Here is a 16,062-nt window from a genome sequence, read left to right on the forward strand (position 1 = left end):
GAAAAAAGTCCATCATTTTCATAAAAAATACTATTCTTTTTCATTGGCTTAAAGTCGAATTTTGATGAACTGAAACTAAATCTCTCACTTAACGCAAGAATTAACTCTTATTGTCTAAAACGATTGTAATGCCACTAATACAAACATGTAAGGTTGGTGGACGTGACCGGTTTTTCCGTAGCATTGTCCATCTGATTTTTTTTATCGCCTGCCTAGGTACTTTCCACCAGGCGGCTGCCCAGCAGCGGCAGGTCCAGGGACTGGTCCAGGACGCTTCCACCCACGCGCCCCTGCCACTGGCGACCATTAATATTAAAGCAAAAGGCGCCGGTACTGTTACGAAAATTACAGACAGCCGGGGGAGGTTCAGCTTCCCGGCTGCATCCGGTGTAAGTATCGAAGTAAGCTATGCCGGCTATAAGACCCGCGAGGTTGTCGTGCATGACGACAGCACTTCCATCACCATCCTGCTGGAAACAAGCGATCGTAAACTGGACGACGTCGTGGTCATCGGTTATGGCAAGGAAAAAAGGACCGACCTTACCAGCGCTATTTCCAGCATTTCCTCTAAAGAGATCAATGAGTTGCCCGCTACCAACCTGGCCAGTGCCCTTGCGTCAAGGACCCCCGGCGTGGAAGTCCACAGCTCGGGGTATGCGCCGGGGTCAGGCAACAGCATTAATGTACGCGGTCTCAACTCCATCACGCAAAGTGAGGGTCCTCTTTACGTAGTGGATGGGGTGGCGATCACAGGGGATATCCGGGACCTCAACCCTGCTGACATAGAGTCGGTGGACGTCCTGAAGGATGCGGCGGCAGCGGGGATCTACGGCTCGCGGGCGGCGGCAGGTGTCATCATCGTCACGACCAAACATGGCAAGGCCGGCGTGGCTACCATCGACTTCAGCATGTATTATGGTATTCAAACCATGAACAACCCTTACCATATGCTGGATGCGAAAGGATATGCTCAATTGAAGAAGTTTGCTTTCAATGACGCTGACCCCATCACATTTGGCGTGGACAGCCCGGACGCCAAATTCTTTAATCAATATGAGCTGCAGAGTATTGCCAAAGGATACAAGAGCTACGACTGGCTGAAAGCTGTCACCCGCCGGGCAGCGCCCATGCAGAACTATTCCATCGGCATCTCCAACGGAGTAGGGAAGAACAAGGTCTACTTCAGCGGCAACTACCTGGATCAGAAAGGCATCATCATCAATACCGGCTTTACCCGGTACAGCGGCCATTTCAGCATCGAGTCGGAGATCAATAAGGTGTTCAAACTGGGCGGCAGCGTCAATGTGGACCATAACTTCACCAAGGGCGTTACATCCAACGTATACCAGCAGGCGCTGACCCAAAGCCCCCTGATGCCTATCTTCGATTCCACGGGTGCTCCCCTGGTCGTCACGGACAACAGCACGGGTGCGCTGACCATTCGCAATCCCATGACCTCGGCTTTGTATTCGGTGAATAATTACACCTCCAACAGGACTTTTGCCAACTTTTATGTCGAGGTTACACCCCTCCGCAATCTCTTGTTGAGGAGCAGCGTCGGCGCCGACCTGCTCAGCGGTGAAAACGATTATTATTATCCCAGAAATACGGGAGAAGGATTTGCTGTCAATGGGGCTGCCGAGGTATACCAGACAAAGTCAACGGATGTACTGTGGGAGAACACGGCTACCTATACGCTTAGTAAAGGCGATCATGACCTCAATATTTTGGCTGGCGCTACTTACGAACGAAGAGAGAATACGGCCATGGATATGAAAGGTCAGCAGTTCCCCACCGACCTGCTTACTTTCAAGAATATGGGCAGTGCCGGTATCAAGACCCAGGACAATACCAACTACGACGGCTGGATCGTACAATCTTTCCTGGCCAGGGCGATCTATAAATTTAAAAAGCGCTACATTCTGAACCTGACTGGCAGGCGTGATGGTTCTTCGCGTTTCGGCCAGGAGAATCGCTATGGCTTCTTCCCCTCCGCCAGCGTCGCATGGCGGCTGATAGACGAGCCCTTCCTTGGATACAGGCTCAAATCGACATTAAGCGACTGGAAGATCAGGGCCAGCTACGGGCTCATCGGCAACCAGAACCTTCCATATGACGCCATCTACACCCGCTATAACAATGCACAGTATCCTTTCAACGGCAGCAATGCCACCAGCGGCTACCAGGTCGGCGGCACGGCCGGCAACCCCACCCTGGAATGGGAACGTCAGCATCAGACCAACCTGGGCATGGACATCGCCGCTTTTAACAATCGCATATCCCTTAGCGTGGACCTTTATAACAAGAAGATCACCAGCCTGCTGATGCCCTTCACCCTGGCGCCTTCCTCCGGCTTTTACAATGAGCAGGTGAATGTTGCCGCCATGAATACAAAGGGCATCGATATCAATTTCCAGGCTACGCCTGTAAAGACAAGGAACTTCGAATGGCAGATGACGTTCAACTGGTCGAAATACAAGAGCAAGGTCACTCATCTGTTGCCGGGACGTGATTCGGTCAGTCTTGCTTTACGGGTAGGTGAGCCACCCAGCGGCGTACTGGTCAATTATGTGTTCAACGGGCTTTACCAGGAAGGCGATGACTTCAGCCTGAATCCCAACGGCAAGCCGGGAGACGTTAAAATACTGGACCGTAACCATGACGGCAAGATCACCCCGCAGGACCAGACCATCGTAGGATACAATATTCCCGGCGGCTGGGGCGGGTTCTGGAACTATTTCCGGTATAAAGGGATCTCGATGACCGTGCTGGCTTCCTATGAGTATGGTCAGCAGCTGAACAACCTGCCCTATACCAACCTTACGTGGTACAACACCTGGTTTGGTAATATTGGCAACGTTACGAAGGAGGGGGCCAACTACTGGACGAAGGACAATACGCATACCAATATTCCCAGGCCCAATGCATTTGCCACGTCGCTGAAGCCGCTGCCAGGCGGACCCGATCAAGGCTCCAGCTATTCCATTCAGAAAGGGGACTATATCCGGATAAAGAGCATTAACCTGGCGTACGATATCCCGGGCAGCGTGACGCAGAAGATGAAGCTGAGGAGCCTCAACGTATACGTCCAGGCCATCGAGCCATTCCTTTTCACCAAATACAAGGGACTGGACCCTGACAACGGCAACCCTACCCAACTGGAAAATTATCCCAGGTACAGGACCTGGCTGATCGGCGCAAAACTAGGCCTCTAATCATCAAAAACATTTTATGCAATTCATCCATCCATATAAAATAAGAACATACCTGGCAGCACTGTCCGGCCTGGTGATCATGGCCGCCGGCTGCAGGAAGGGGCTGAACTATACCCCGGAGGTCTTCGTAGCGCAGCCCCAGGTTTTTAAGGATCAGGCCGGCGCAACTGCGGCCGTCACCGGGATCTATACGCAGCTGCAGACGCTGAAGAAGTCGGACTATGCACTGATCGGCGTCGTCGGCACCGACGAGGTCCGCTGTACCTACCAATCCCAGGGCTATGGGGATTATTGGGCCAATGTCACCGGCCTGGACGTCTATGACATAAAGTTCGGCAGCCAGAACTACCAGCTTTCCGGCTTCTGGCAGGACTGCTATATTGGGATCGCCAATGCGAATGCTGCCATCACAGGTATCCCGAACGCTTCGATCGCCGACCCCTCTGTAGGCAACCGGCTGTTAGGGGAATCCAGGTTCATGCGGGCCCTCTTCTATTTCTACCTCGTGCAACTCTATGGAGATATACCGCTGCGCACGGAAACCACTCCCTTTTCCGCCGGCGTCAGACGTACTCCTGCCGCTGATGTTTATGCCCTGATCGTCAGCGATCTTAAATTTGCAATTTCAAACCTGTGGGCCAGGAGCAAAAATGCCGACAAAGGCAGGGCCAGCATCGAGGCCGCCAAGGCGCTCCTGGGAAAGGTATATCTCACCATGAAGAATTACAATGATGCAAAGACCTTATTCGAGGATCTGCAGACCAATAACAGCCTGACGCTGCTGGACGACTATGCCCAGCTTTTCGACGGCCAGCATGAGAACAACGCCGAGTCGTTGTTTGAGATCCAGTATTCTACGGACCCCAACAATACGCAAGGTCTTCAGAACCTATTCGGCTCTTATGCAGGTCCGGGTATTCCCGGCAGCGCCTTTAATAACCATACGCCCGGCGCCGGCGGTACGGTGGTGATGGCTACTTCCTTTTATTCCGACACTGTGTTTGACAAGGCCAATGACAAGCGCTATCTCGCGTCCATCTGGCCCCACCGTTATGATGGCAATGGAAACACGATGGATTGGTGGGTTGATCCGGGCCTGCCTACGGTGAAGAAATACGACATCAGCAGTTCGGATATCGATATCTATAATTCGGGGAAGAACGTGTATTACCTCCGTGCGGCGGATGTCTTCCTCATGTATGCAGAAGTGCTGAACGAATTGGGACAGCCGGGGGCAGCGCTTATCCCGCTGAACAAGGTACGGAGCCGAGCGGGCCTTGACAAACTGGAGAATGTCCTGGGACATACACCCACCCAGACGGAGCTGAGAACGGAGTTGCTGGATGAGCGCACCCGTGAGCTGGGCGGCGAAGGCTGGCGTTGGTTCGACCTCAAGCGGACTGGTACCCTGGTGACGCGTGTACAGCGATATAACAACCCCAGAGCCTACTATGTGCCCATCAATGGAACGGGCGATCCGCATCCGGCGCAGAATGTTTCCGAAAAGAATAATCTATATCCGATACCTTTAAGCGAGCTGCAGACAAACGCCGCTCTGTCTTTGAATGATCAGAACCCCGGCTACTAATATATGAAGATACCTGCCATCGTCGCTTTGTCGTTCCTGTGTATGCCGGGGCCATCCCTGCAGGCTCAAACCCTGCGCGAGTATCCGGATAGTGTTGTACTGGGCAATGAACAGGCCCGTGTGATCCTGCGCCTGGCAACGGGGAAAGTGGACTATCGATTTTCAGGGGCCACCCTGACAAACACCGTGGGATATCTGAGCGAACCGGGGGGCGATGTTCTTTCCACGTCAGATCTCGCGCAACATCCTTATAGCATCGATGCCGTACAGGACAGTCTGGGCAATGGCATACGGATCAACATCCGCCACATGGATGGCAAGCACGCCATCTATCTTTTGCAACGTATCACCCTTTATGGTGAACATCCCTGGATATTGACAGACCTGCAGGCAGGCAGGACGGACCAGGCGCCCGTGGAAACAAGGAATATCAGTCCCATGGCAGTAATGCCCGGGCAAAAAGGGCAGCTGACGATCTCCGGCAGCGAGCCGCGCATACTAGACGAACCCTTTGACAATGACGACTGGGTAGGGATCGTCGAAAGGCACTGGCCGGGAGCGGCGGGCATCAGCTATGAGTTCAGCAGCGTATATGATAACAACTCCCTTTCCGGCATGGTCGTGGGTAGTGTAAGGCATGACTTTTGGAAAACCGGGATAACGTACAGAACCGCTGCTATCAAAGGGCAGCTGGATTCCTTTGTGATATATGGGGGAGCTGCCACGCCTGATGTGGCTTCGCTACCGCGCACTGACGGCGGACTGGACGGTACCCATGATCATATGCCTCACGGCACTATGATGGGCAGCACGGTTACGTCTCCGTTGATCTATCTCAGTGGCGGGAGCGATGTTCGAACTGCTTTCATCGGGTATGGACAGGTGAATGCGCAGCTGAATGGCAGTCTCTCCTGGAAAGAATATGCTCCTGTCTACTGGAATAGCTTTGGTGTGGAAGGTGTATTGGGCTATGAAAAGGTGATGATGCCACCGGGAGCAGGGAAAATATCCGACTTCCTTCACACGCTGGATAATTTCAGCCGCCGGGCGCATCCCGTTCTCAGCATCGACTCTTACGATCAATCGATCTATACCACTGAGCTGCTAGCCTCCCTTGGTAAATATGCGAAGCGGAACGGCCAGCAGATGGGGTTTTATTTCATCCCTTTTGCTATTTGGACCTGGAAGAACAACATGGACAATACGATGGTGGCAGGTACGACATACCCATTAAAAGAAGTGATCCTGAAGGATGCGAATGGTAAACCCATTGCTTATAAGGACGGAGACTGGGGCGCTTTTCCCCTGGACCCGACCCATCCGGCTACGCGCCAATCCATCATCGCCCAGCTGCAGAAAGCCAAAGCGATCAATGCCGCTTTTTTAAAGATCGATTTCCTGACGGCCGGAGCGCTGGAATCTTCCAGCCGATGGGATCCAAAGGTTCGCACGGGCATGCAGGCTTACAACGAAGGCATGATGATGCTGAAGCATCTCATCGACTCCATCCTGGGGCCTGATATATTCATCACCCAGGCCATATCGCCCATGTTCCCTCACCAATATGCGCATACACGATTTCTGTCCACCGACGTCTACTCTCATTTAAGGGACGATGAGAAAGGATTTCCCAATTGGGGCAGCACTGAAGCTTCCCTGGCGACGGCCTCTCACCTGGGCTGGGTGCAGGGCACATTGTGGCCCTATACCAACCTGGATGTATGCATCATGCAGCATTTTCAGAAGAACCCGGACCTCAGCGAGCAGGAGATCAGGGTAAGGCTGTACGCAATGATGACAATGGGCAGTATCCTCGGTGACGGATCTGACTTCCGGCAGCCCCTGGCGGCAGAAAGAGCAAAGAAGTTCCTCGATAATCCAAAATTTTGCGCTTTCTTCAGCAAGCCGCGGGCTTTTACGCCGTTGAGATTCTCCGATGGCGACAGCTTCGATCAGCAGATGGCCTTTTTTTTAAAGGATAGTTTGCTCCTGTCTCTTTTTAACTTTAACCTGCAACAGCCCTACAGCCAGGTGATCCGGCTGCGGGAAATCGGGCTTAGCAAGGGCAACTATATACTAAAAGACTTTATCACGGATGCCCCATTGGGCCGGATAGAAAAGGACCAGGATGCATTTTCCCTGACCGCACCTCCGAAAGATGCGCTGATGGTGAAGGTGGTCCCGGATTAAAAAATATGATTATGACGGATGCAAAGGCCTGGGTGGAGAAGATCTCCATCCCTACTTACAGGATCGGACAGCCAGAAAAAAATCCTATGTTCCTGGAAAAAAGAGTCTACCAGGGCAGCAGCGGAGTGGTGTATCCTCATCCTGTGATCGAACAGATCGACGACAGGAAAACAAGCCAGGAATACACTGCTGTATTTTTAGAGAACGAGTACCTTAAGATCATGATCCTTCCGGAGCTGGGAGGCCGGGTCCAACGTGCCTATGATAAAGTGAAGGAACGCGACTTCGTCTATTACAACCAGGTGATCAAACCTGCGTTGGTGGGGCTGGCGGGACCCTGGATCTCCGGGGGCATTGAGTTCAACTGGCCCCAGCATCACCGTCCCAGCACCTATAGTCCTGTCGACTTCACCATCGAAGAGAACCCCGATGGAAGCAAGACAGTTTGGGTGAACGAGATAGAGCTCATGTTTCGCACGAAAGGTATGGCGGGATTTACTTTATATCCGGACAAGGCTTATCTGGAGATCAAGGGACGGCTGTTCAACCGGACCGCTTTTCCCCAGACCTTTCTCTGGTGGGCCAACCCGGCTGTAAAGGTCAACGATCATTACCAGTCCGTCTTTCCCCCGGATGTTTACGCCGTCTTTGACCATGGCAAGCGGGATGTGTCCGACTTTCCCATCGCCACCGGTACTTACTATAGGGTCAACTATGCTCCCGGAACAGATATCAGCCGGTATGCCAATATCCCCGTACCTACTTCCTATATGGCCATCCGCAGCAAATACGACTTTATGGGTTGTTATGAAAATGATACAGAGGCTGGTATGCTGCATGTGGCCAATCATCACTTTTCCCCCGGCAAAAAGCAATGGACCTGGGGCAATGGCGATTTTGGACAGGCGTGGGACCGCAACCTCACAGACGAGGATGGTCCCTATATCGAGCTGATGACGGGTGTATTCACCGACAACCAACCGGATTTTTCCTGGCTGCAGCCCAATGAAGAAAAGACCTTCGAACAATATTTCATGCCATATAGCCAGGTGGGTGTGGTGAAGAATGCCACAAAAGAAGCCATGCTGAACATGGAATGGGAGGGGGATCGATTGCACATCAGGACCTATGGTACGGCGAAATATGAAAAGGTAAAGGTCTCTCTGCTGAAAGACGACAAGCCCGTAAAAGAGTTTATCACAGATCTGTCACCTTACCATATTTTCGACGAATGGTGCGCAGCGCCGGGCGAACCGCAGCAGTGGAAGGTCGTCATCAGCGAAGAGACTGGTAGCGTCCTCGTATCATGGCAACCGGAATCATCCGAAAAAAGAGAAACACCGCCGGCGGCTACGCCCGCCCTGGCGCCCGGTGACATTCAACAGGTGGAGGATCTATACCTCAATGGCCTGCACCTCGAACAGTACAGACACGCGACCTTCAACCCGGTGGATTATTATGAAGAAGGGTTAAAAAGAAGTCCCGGTGACGTTCGTTGCAACAATGCCATGGGCCTGCTGCTCCTTCGCCGGGGGCAATTTGAAAAGGCCGAGTCTTATTTCAGGAACGCAATCAGGACCCTCTCCAGCCGTAACCCCAATCCTTATGATGGGGAACCTTACTACAACCTGGGATGGTCGCTGAAACTACAAGGTCGTCCCGATGAAGCCTTCGAGTCATTTTATAAGGCCACCTGGAATGACACATGGCAGCACAGCGCCTTTCTGAATTTAGCCAGGATCGCCACGGCGCAAAAGAAATATGCAGAAGCTCTATCGCTCATAGAAAAATCCCTTATCCGGAATTATCACAGTCACACGGCACGGCACCTGAAGGCTGTGTTGCTGCGAAAAACGGGAAAAGACAACCGTGCGTTGATCAGGGAATCCATGGCCATTGATCCCTTTAATTTCGGCTGTCTTTTCGAAGCCTATCTTCGGGATGGCGATCCGTCACCTTTAAAGGCGTTGATGCGGAACAGCGTGCAGAATTATCTGGAGATATCTTTGGATTATGCGCAGGCCGGGCTTTACGATGAGGCTGGCCGGCTGCTGTCGTTCTTCAGCGGAGAAAACACATTGGCGGCCTATTACAAGGCATGGTATGCACACGAGGATGGACGCGTTGAAGAGGCAAAGAACCTTTACATTTCAGCCGCGGCACAACGTCCGGAAGGCACCTTCCCCAACAAGATCGAAGAGATCCTGATCCTGAAAAAAGCCATCGAATTAAATCCGTCGGATGCCAGGGCCCGTCATTACCTGGGCAATTTATGGTATGACAAGCGCCAATATGCCGAAGCCATCTCCTGCTGGGAGGAGTCTGCCAGGATAGACGCAAGCTTTCCTACTGTCTTCCGCAACATGGCATTGGCTGTCTGCAACAAGCTGGGGAAAAAAGAGCTGGCATTGCAGTACCTGGAAAAAGCCTTTTCCCTTGATACCTCCGACGCACGTGTGCTGATGGAGCTGGACCAACTGTATAAGATCATGGGGCGGTCGTTCGAAGCGCGGCTGTCGCTGCTTGACACCTATCCGCACCTGGTGGAGCTGAGAGATGATCTCTACCTGGAAAAGGTCACCCTTTATAACAACCTTCGGCAATATGAAATGGCCCGTCACCTGATGGCCGCCCGAAAGTTTCATCCATGGGAAGGAGGGGAAGGAAAGGTGGTGGGACAATACCTGCTCAGTCATATCGAACTGGCAAAGCAGGCGCTGTACAAAAAGGAATACCAGCAAGCCATCGGGCTATTATCTGCCACGCGATCTTACCCGGCGAACCTGGGCGAGGGCAAGCTCTTTGGAGTTCAGGAGAACGATATTGACTATCTTATGGGATGTGCTTATGAGGGGCTGGGGGACGTGGATACCGCAATTATGAAGTTTAGGGAAGCCACGGTCGGCATCAGCCAACCTGCCCAGGCCATCTATTACAATGACCCGCAGCCGGACAAGATCATCTACCAGGCGTTGGCCTGGATCAAGCTGAACGACCCGGACAAGGCCGCCGCCATCTTTCGCCAATTCATCTCATTCGGTCAGCAGCATATGGAGGACCATATCACCATCGACTATTTCGCCGTGTCACTGCCCGATATGCTTGTATTCGATACGGATCTCAACCTACGCAACAAGATCCATTGCACTTATCTCATCGGCCTGGGACATCTTGGACTGGGAGAAGAGCGCACCGGTCGCAAATACCTGGAAGAAGTCCTGCAACTGGATATGAACCACCAGGGCGCAGCCGTTTATCTACAGATGTCCTCCTTTATTACACAAGCAATAAAACAGGATCTGTCATGTTGAGCACTGAGCGTACATATACTGCCGGAACCTTATCCTGGTCCAATACCCTTTATGACAAACTGGACGGTCAGGAGGTGTACTGGATCACGCTGAAGAATGGTGCAACCACGGTCCGTATCACTAACATAGGCTGCTCGATCACGTCCATTCATACTCCGGACCGCCATGGGGTGCAACGGAATATTGTTGCGGGCTTCGACAGCCCGGTCGATTACCTCCGGAACCCATGGTATTTTGGCTGTATCATCGGCAGGTATGTCAACCGTATTGGCGGGGGCCGTTTCCACCTGGACGGCCAGGCCTTTCAACTCTCCAGGAATGATGATGGCAACCATCTGCATGGCGGCTTCGGAGGCTTTCATAGGAAGATCTGGGGCATGGGAGGCGCCATACTCAATGCACAGGAGGTGGGAGTTATCTTCGAATACACCAGCCCGGATGGAGAAGAAGGGTATCCCGGCAATTTGCAAGTACGGGTGAAGTATACCTTAGATCAGCAGAACAGATTAGCCCTCAGCTATACGGCGGTGACAGACCGGCGGACGCCTGTCAACCTGGCTAATCATTCCTATTTCAACCTGACGGGTTTTGACGATCCCCTGATCGCGAATCACAGGCTGATGATTCATGCAAAAGCTTATACGGAGAAATCCACACACAATCTGCCAACAGGCAACCTTCTGCCTTTGGCGGGCACGCCGTTGGATCTGTCGGCGGCTGCACGTATTGGCGACCGCATCGGGCAGCTGGCAATGGACAAAGGGTTTGACCATAATTATGTGCTGGATGGCATTCGTCCGGCGGCAGCGCTTTATGACCCTCTTTCAGGGAGGATGTTACGGGTGACGACTGATCAGCCCGGGATCCAGGTGTACACTGCCAACTGGTGGGACGGCGCCATAAAAGGAGCGCACCCGGAACCCTACAGGCAGCACGGCGCTATAGCCCTGGAGACACAGGCGTTTCCAGACAGCCCTAACCGGCCGGATTTCCCCAGTACCATCTTGAACCCTGGTGAGACCTATCATGCCAATACGGTTTTTGAATTCGATTTAATATAAATTGCTGTCTATGCCACGATCCGCCTATAACAATGCCTATATCCTGGGGATCTCCTTTATCTCCGCATTGGGAGGATACCTATTTGGATTTGATTTTGCCGTGATCGCAGGAGCGCTGCCTTTTTTACAGCGGCAGTTTGGGCTGGATGAGTATTGGGCGGGATTTGCCACGGGCAGCCTGGCCCTAGGCGCCATCCTGGGCTGCCTGATCGCCGGCGCCCTCAGCGATAGGTATGGCAGAAAGAGAGGGTTGCTGACGGCTGCCGCCATCTTTGGGCTCTCTTCCCTGGCGATGGCTTTTGCACCGGTGCGTGGTATCTTCATTGCCTCCCGTTTTATGGCAGGCATAGGAGTTGGTATGGCATCCATGCTTTCGCCGATGTATATAGCAGAGATATCACCGGCCCATTTACGCGGCCGCATGGTAGCGATCAATCAGCTGACGGTGGTCACGGGGATCCTCGTCACCAATCTCGTAAATTATTCTTTGCGCAACATGGGCGAAGACGCATGGCGATGGATGTTCGGCCTGGGGGTAGTGCCTTCCGCCTTATTTTTCGCCGGTGCATGGTGGCTGCCGGAAAGCCCCCGTTGGCTGGTGAAAGCAGGCAGGTCCGACCTTGCCAGGACCACGTTGGAGAAGATCGGGGGACAAGCTTTCGCACAATCCAGCCTGGCCGATATACAGCGGACAACCGGGAAAAACGTTCGCATAAGCTACGCGGCTGCATTTCAAAAGGCAGCGCTGCCAGCAGTGCTTGTCGGCATTGGCCTGGCGGTATTCCAGCAGTTGTGCGGCATCAATGTGGTGTTTAACTACACCACGCTCATCTTTCAAAGCATCGGCGTACCCAGGGATGGACAATTATTGCAGACGGTCTTCATAGGCGGTGTGAACCTGCTGTTCACCTTACTGGCAATGCTGCTGGTGGATAAGATAGGCCGCAAACCCCTGATGCTGCTGGGTGCATGTGGACTGGGGATCTTGTATATCGTTGTCGTCCGCATGCTGGCCGTAAGATCATCGCAGGTGTCCTGGTACCTGCTGGCAGCTATCGGCACCTATGCCATGTCGCTGGCGCCCGTCACCTGGGTGCTGATCTCCGAAATATTCCCCAATAAGGTCCGCGGCGCCGCTACTTCCATTGCTGTACTGAGCTTGTGGACCGCTTATTTTATATTGGTTTTCACCTTTCCCATTCTATATCGTCATTTACAGGACAGCACCTTTTATATTTACGCCGGTATCTGTGCATTAGGGGCGCTGTTCATCGGCCTGAAAGTTAAAGAGACAAAGGGAAAGACATTGGAAGAGCTGGAAGAAGTGATCATCGGTCACTAGCCGTCAGCCCCCATGTAATAATCGAATTATCCATCAAAATAAACGAATCCACTATTCTCCGCGGTTAGCTTCACGTATAATTTTGGTGTTATTCTGCTTTATTAAATAACTACCAAAACGATGCTTGTATTATGAAGAAATTCGGCTACTATGGAAGCCTGATGATTTTCTTTCTTGTTATCTTCTGTAAAGCTTTCTCCCAGGCCCCTCCCAGATCCCAAGGAACCAAGATCACCGTCACCGGCACTGTCACTGATACGGCCGGCAAAAAAATTGAAGGCGCCAGCGTCGTCTCTCAATCCCAACGTAATGTAGGTACGTCTACGGATGGCAACGGCAGATTTATCCTGGACGTAGCGCCGGGTTCGGTCATTGTCATTTCTTATGTTGGCTATTCGGATGAGAAGATCCAGGTCTCCGAGAACCTCAGGACGTTGAATGTGGTGATGAGGACGGCCCCTGCAGGTGAGACGGTGATCGTAACCGCTTATGGACAGAAACAACGTAAAGAGGCGGTGGTGGGGTCAGTCTCCAGCATCAACCCCGACCAGTTGAGGACGCCTACCAGCAACCTCACTAATGCCCTGGCAGGACAAGTCGCCGGGATGATCGCTTTTCAGCGTGGAGGCCAGCCGGGACGTGACAACGCCCAGTTCTTTATCCGGGGCGTCACTACTTTCGGGTACAGTCCCAGCCCGCTGATCCTCGTGGACAATATCGAGCTCAGCGCCAATGACCTGGCCCGCCTCAACGTAGACGACATCGCCAGCTTTTCCATTCTGAAAGATGCCAGCGCCGCCGCGCTCTACGGCGCCCGTGGCGCCAATGGCGTCATCCTCGTTACCACTAAAACAGGAAAGACAGGCCGGGCCAGAGTAAATCTGCGGTATGAGCGCTCCATATCCAAACCAATCCAGAACGTGGAGCTGGCGGATCCTGTCACGTACATGAAAATGTTCAACGAGGCGGTAACCACCCGCAGCGAATTGGCGACGCCTCAATTCACGCCCAACGATATAGCGGGCGCCCAGGCCACCTGGACCCATGCACCCGGCAACGATCCCTATAGATATCCTGCTGTCGACTGGATGTCCACCCTTTTCAGAAAACAGACCACTACCCAACGAGCGGATCTGGGCCTCAGTGGTGGTACGGATTTTTCCCAATATTATATTTCCGGCTCCTATAGCAGGGACAATGGTATCATGCAGGTCAACCCCGTGAATAACTTCAACTCCGGCATGAAATATGAAAATTACCAGCTGCGGGCCAACGTCAATATGAAGCTGACCAAGACCACCGAGGCTGTCGTCCGGCTTTGGGGTAATTTCAACGACTACACAGGTCCGATCACGGATGATGCATCCGGCTTTGCTACAGACCTTTATGACAGGGCCCTCCACACCAGCCCCGTCGCTTTCCCCGCTTTCTTTCCTCCGGACAGCGCCAACCGGCTGACCAGGCATATCCTTTTCGGTAACAATGGGCGGCTTACCGGCGGTCTCCAGGATAATCCTTATGCCGACCTGATGTACGGCTATAAAAGCTTTTCGGAGTCGCGCATGTCCGCCCAGTTTGAGCTAAACCAGCACCTGAATTTTATTACGCCCGGATTGAACTTCCATGGATTGTTCAGCACCAACCGGTATGCCTATTTCGATCTTACCCGGTCTTACAAGCCTTTCTATTATGCCGTCAATGAATATGAGCCGGCCACCAATAAATATTCGCTGACATGGCTGAACAACCAACCCGGGTCCGCACAGGAATACCTCAGCTATTACCCCGGCTCCAAAAACGTCAATACATATATTTACTTTCTGGGAACGGTGGACTATAGCCATAGCTTCGGCGATCATAATATAGCAGCCACCCTGGTGGGCACCCGGGAGCAGACCCTCACTGCCAATGCAGCTACCTTACAGCTTTCGTTGCCTCACCGGAACCTGGGCGTGGCGGGCAGGCTCACGTACAACTATAAGAGTACCTATTTCGTCGAAGGTAATTTCGGCTACAACGGCTCCGAGCGATTTTCTGCCGATCATCGTTTCGGCCTTTTCCCTACCATCGGGGCAGGCTGGATCGTGTCGAACGAGAAGTTCTGGCTGGACGGCAACATCGGCAACATCCTCACCCGGCTGAAGCTGAGGGGCAGCTATGGATTGGTCGGTAATGATAACATCGATAAGGTGGAGAACAATCGTTTCTTCTATCTTTCCAGCGTGACGCCCCATGCAGGCCCGGGCGCCACTTTCGGCACCAACAACAGCTTTACCTTAAATGGTCCCAGCATACAGAACTATCCCAACCCGGACGCCACCTGGGAAACCGCCCACAAAAGCAATCTTGCCGTGGAGTTCTCTCTTTACAAGAAATTCAACGTCATCGCCGAATATTATTGGGAGTACCGGGAAAATATCTTTCAGCCACGAGGGTATATACCCGTTACGGATGGACTGGAGTCCACCATCAAGGCGAATTTAGGTACAGCCTATGCCAAGGGGCTCGACCTGCATATGGATTATAAGCAGAATTTTACAAAAGATATTTGGGTTTCCATGCTGGGCAATTTTACCATTACTTCCAGCAGGTATGGACACTATGAAGAACCACAGTACAAATATCCCTATCGCTTTCAGTCCGGGCAACCTATCAACCAGCCCTTCGGGTACATTGCCGAGCGGCTCTTCGTCGACGACAAGGAAGCGATCAATTCCCCTCCCCAGACCTTCGGCTCGGCATTACAGCCGCAGGGCGGAGATATCAAGTACAGGGACGTCAACAAGGACGGCATCATCAACCAGGATGACCAGGTCCCTATCGGGTTGCCTACCACTCCGCAGATCATTTACGGTTTCGGCATATCCACCGGCTATAAAGGCTTTGACATCAATGCCTTCTTCCAGGGCCTGGCAAGGGAATCCTTCTTCATCAACCCGACCTCGCAGAACGACCGTTATAACGGGTATTATGGCACCACACCCTTTGTCAACAATGCCCAGATCCTGAAAGCCTATGCGGATAATCATTGGTCCGAGGAGAATCAAAACCTATACGCCCTCTGGCCCCGGCTCTCCACGTACGACAATGTCAACAACCAGCAGCAAAGTACCTGGTGGTTGAGGGACGGCAGCTTCATGCGCCTGAAATCCCTGGAGATCGGTTATACTTTTCCCAAGAACCTGGTAAGGCATGCGTTCATGGAAAACCTCCGTATCTATTTCAATGGGCTGAACCTGGTGACCTGGAGCCATTTCAAATTATGGGACCCCGAAATGGCAGGGCAAGGCTTCGGATATCCCATCCAGAAAGTCTTCAACGTAGGGATCAATGCCAACTTCTAAAAAAGAAAAAT

General features: G+C 52.5%; 7 protein-coding genes. All 7 read left to right on the forward strand.

Features of this window, described 5'->3' with window-relative positions; genetic code table 11:
• Positions 1 to 128: 128 nt before the first annotated feature.
• The 7 genes from Q4E93_RS10645 (at position 129) to Q4E93_RS10675 (ending at position 16,051) form a co-directional block, all read left to right on the forward strand.
• Complete coding sequence (locus tag Q4E93_RS10645; RefSeq protein ID WP_303585007.1) at positions 129 to 3,215, forward strand: SusC/RagA family TonB-linked outer membrane protein; 3,087 nt, start codon at positions 129 to 131, stop codon at positions 3,213 to 3,215.
• Between the two features lie 16 nt (positions 3,216 to 3,231).
• Positions 3,232 to 4,803, forward strand: coding sequence for a RagB/SusD family nutrient uptake outer membrane protein (locus tag Q4E93_RS10650; RefSeq protein ID WP_303585009.1), 1,572 nt, complete (start codon positions 3,232 to 3,234; stop codon positions 4,801 to 4,803).
• Positions 4,804 to 4,806: 3 nt separating this feature from the next.
• Positions 4,807 to 6,993, forward strand: coding sequence for an alpha-amylase family protein (locus Q4E93_RS10655; protein ID WP_303585011.1), 2,187 nt, complete (start codon positions 4,807 to 4,809; stop codon positions 6,991 to 6,993).
• Between the two features lie 11 nt (positions 6,994 to 7,004).
• Complete coding sequence (locus tag Q4E93_RS10660; protein WP_303585013.1) at positions 7,005 to 10,304, forward strand: DUF5107 domain-containing protein; 3,300 nt, start codon at positions 7,005 to 7,007, stop codon at positions 10,302 to 10,304.
• Complete coding sequence (locus tag Q4E93_RS10665; RefSeq protein WP_303585015.1) at positions 10,298 to 11,365, forward strand: aldose epimerase family protein; 1,068 nt, start codon at positions 10,298 to 10,300, stop codon at positions 11,363 to 11,365. Before Q4E93_RS10660 ends, Q4E93_RS10665 begins: the two co-directional genes overlap by 7 nt.
• Before the next feature lie 10 nt (positions 11,366 to 11,375).
• Positions 11,376 to 12,707 (forward strand): sugar porter family MFS transporter, encoded by a 1,332-nt coding sequence (locus Q4E93_RS10670; protein WP_303585017.1) that lies wholly within the window; start codon positions 11,376 to 11,378, stop codon positions 12,705 to 12,707.
• Between the two features lie 131 nt (positions 12,708 to 12,838).
• On the forward strand, positions 12,839 to 16,051 hold the full coding sequence (locus tag Q4E93_RS10675) for a SusC/RagA family TonB-linked outer membrane protein (RefSeq protein ID WP_303585019.1): 3,213 nt from the start codon (positions 12,839 to 12,841) through the stop codon (positions 16,049 to 16,051).
• Positions 16,052 to 16,062 lie beyond the last annotated feature (11 nt).

This window comes from Flavitalea plasmicola, assembly GCF_030546645.1.
Classification (GTDB): domain Bacteria; phylum Bacteroidota; class Bacteroidia; order Chitinophagales; family Chitinophagaceae; genus Puia.

Bases quoted from the DNA above. Each gene is read 5' to 3' on its own strand.
- Q4E93_RS10665 (WP_303585015.1), top strand. From the start codon at position 10,298: ATGTTGAGCACTGAGCGTACATATACTGCCGGAACCTTATCCTGGTCC.
- Q4E93_RS10655 (WP_303585011.1), top strand. From the start codon at position 4,807: ATGAAGATACCTGCCATCGTCGCTTTGTCGTTCCTGTGTATGCCGGGG.
- Q4E93_RS10660 (WP_303585013.1), top strand. From the start codon at position 7,005: ATGACGGATGCAAAGGCCTGGGTGGAGAAGATCTCCATCCCTACTTAC.
- Q4E93_RS10675 (WP_303585019.1), top strand. From the start codon at position 12,839: ATGAAGAAATTCGGCTACTATGGAAGCCTGATGATTTTCTTTCTTGTT.
- Q4E93_RS10650 (WP_303585009.1), top strand. From the start codon at position 3,232: ATGCAATTCATCCATCCATATAAAATAAGAACATACCTGGCAGCACTG.
- Q4E93_RS10645 (WP_303585007.1), top strand. From the start codon at position 129: ATGCCACTAATACAAACATGTAAGGTTGGTGGACGTGACCGGTTTTTC.
- Q4E93_RS10670 (WP_303585017.1), top strand. From the start codon at position 11,376: ATGCCACGATCCGCCTATAACAATGCCTATATCCTGGGGATCTCCTTT.